Annotated in this window: 2 protein-coding genes; both read right to left on the bottom strand. The window is 43.5% G+C overall.

All coding sequences use genetic code 11. The features are described 5' to 3' along the window. Positions 1-100: 100 nt before the first annotated feature. Positions 101-556, bottom strand: coding sequence for a DUF5063 domain-containing protein (locus MIB40_RS19345; protein WP_249697142.1), 456 nt, complete (start codon positions 554-556; stop codon positions 101-103). Between the two features lie 126 nt (positions 557-682). Beyond that, on the bottom strand, positions 683-1,129 hold the full coding sequence (locus tag MIB40_RS19340) for a hypothetical protein (protein ID WP_249697141.1): 447 nt from the start codon (positions 1,127-1,129) through the stop codon (positions 683-685). Positions 1,130-2,146: the final 1,017 nt, after the last annotated feature.

The raw sequence follows: 2,146 nt of genomic DNA, 5'->3' as shown, positions 1-2,146 counted from the left end.
AAATTAATAACAATGTTAAACGCTATGGTAAGGGACAATACTGCATGGGCTTATTAGAAATCTTTAGGTGAATTGACACCACAGTCGCTTGTTATACGTTTTATATCTCATTTTCTAGACAATGCAAATAAACCTGTAAGTTGCGCATATGCCAGCGCCAATGACCATTGTAGCTATCTCGCAGATGCCAAAGTGCATTAATTTCATTTTCGTTTTTGTAAGACCATAACACCATTTTAAGGTCATTAACTATGTCTGTTATGTCATCAATGGCATCACCTGTAAGCAGCTCAGACTCAGCGACATTTTCTGTCACATCTTTTGGAGTGTTGTAATAACCCCAACTTGGAAATCTCTCTTCAGCTGCTTTGCGAATGACCGGATAATCATTTTCCGGAACATCCACCCCATCAAAGCCACCTTCGGGATTAACTCCGTGCATTTCTATTGCGAGATAATCAAGAAGAAAAACAACTCTGGACGCGTCCTTATCAGCGGATCCCGTACCAATTTCAACGATATTTATTAGTTCTTCTATTGCTGACCAGATATTCATACTCGATTACGTATAACGCCCGGCTTAGGGGCGGACTTGGAGTTGTTTGTGTTGCGCTGGCGTAGCGATAAGCGCATAAGCAAACAACGGAAAGGCCGTCCCAGCCATGCGCTTTTTGCATGGCGACTACAGCCGCTTGTTATGTATTTTATATATACGCTCTCGCATAGACATAGCCACAACAACACCTAGAACAAAAAGTAGTGGGCTTAACCATACCCACCTTGCCATCTTAGGGGCTGCAACACCAATGAGAAGGCAAAATACTAGTAATAGAATAATGCTAATAGTTTTGTTCTTTTCACCCAACTCTGCCTGGGTGGTTTTGCATGAGACTAATTTATCAGACTCATATAAATTACAGGTGAGACTTCCAGTAAGAATATTATTTACTTGAAGCTCAACTATGTAAGTGCGCCCCTCAATTTCAGCATGATGCTTATTGTTACTTTTCAACGACCTGGTTTCAGATACTACCCTGCCATCCAGCGTCAGCATCTCCTTAGCAAATGGGCTGCACTCTAAACTTAGTACTCGTTTACCAATTTCAAATGAGAATTTTGGATTAGCCACTATAAAATCTCAAATTGTGCGCATACATAACGCCGCCGGCAGGGGCAGCTTACCTTGTGCGCCTTTTGCGCGAAAATGGGAGCACAGCGACCTGCGCAAAAAGTGCCCCAGGTAAGCTGTCCCGCGGAGGGCCGTAGGCCCGGAGCAAATTGCCCGGCCTTGTTATGAGTTCATGGTATTTGGACATGCTTGACCCAGGTCGGAGCAATCCAACCAAGAAAAGCGCCTATGATTCCGCAACTAATGACCAAACTTGCCTCTAGCTCGAAGAAAGAACCGACCAATAGCCCCGCAAAAAGCCCGGCACTCATCTGCAGTAACCATCCACGTTTGAATTTTTTTGGCTCTATCTCTGGAGCCAAAAGAATACCGACGAACAAGCCTATGGCCGCTACTATTCCGAGTCTAAACCAATCCCCAAAATAGAAAACAGTTGATACAAGGCCAAATACCACTGAAATGGACAATGCGCAGTAAATTGTAATTCTCAGGTCCACTTGTATTTACTCATAACATTTTAATAACGAGCGGTCTTATATATGTCCTGATGGACTTTCTATGGAACGGCCGTAACTGATTAATAAAAATACGATTCTACAATATTATTCCATGTCCCGCCCGGGCAAAACGAGCGCGCTTATATTTCTGAGAAGGTGTGCAGTTTATTTACAGAAGGTGGCGTTTAACCATCTGATAACACTGCACTTTTTATTTTACTCATGTGCAAAACGAGACATCGCCTGCACGTTTTCGAGCGCTGTTACCAACAACTGACCAATATACTGTTCATATACACAGCATACTGTTCTTCTATCCCGGCCTCATCTGCTCCTGCCAGAACCACCACTCCAACCCCAAAGTGGGCCCACCTTTTTTGCAAAACTGGAACTCTTCTTTGGGCCCAATATCCCTTAGGATTACTCTTAAGGCACCTCTGATTAATTCGGATAGATCTCTGCGGATCCTAAAATGGTTTTTATCAAGGCGAAGCTCGCCGTTCATGTCGAGACCTGAACA

The organism is Aestuariirhabdus haliotis (assembly GCF_023509475.1).
Lineage (GTDB): Bacteria > Pseudomonadota > Gammaproteobacteria > Pseudomonadales > Aestuariirhabdaceae > Aestuariirhabdus > Aestuariirhabdus haliotis.
The sequence above is the reverse complement of the archived record's forward strand: the minus strand, read 5'-3'. Positions and strand labels throughout refer to the sequence as shown.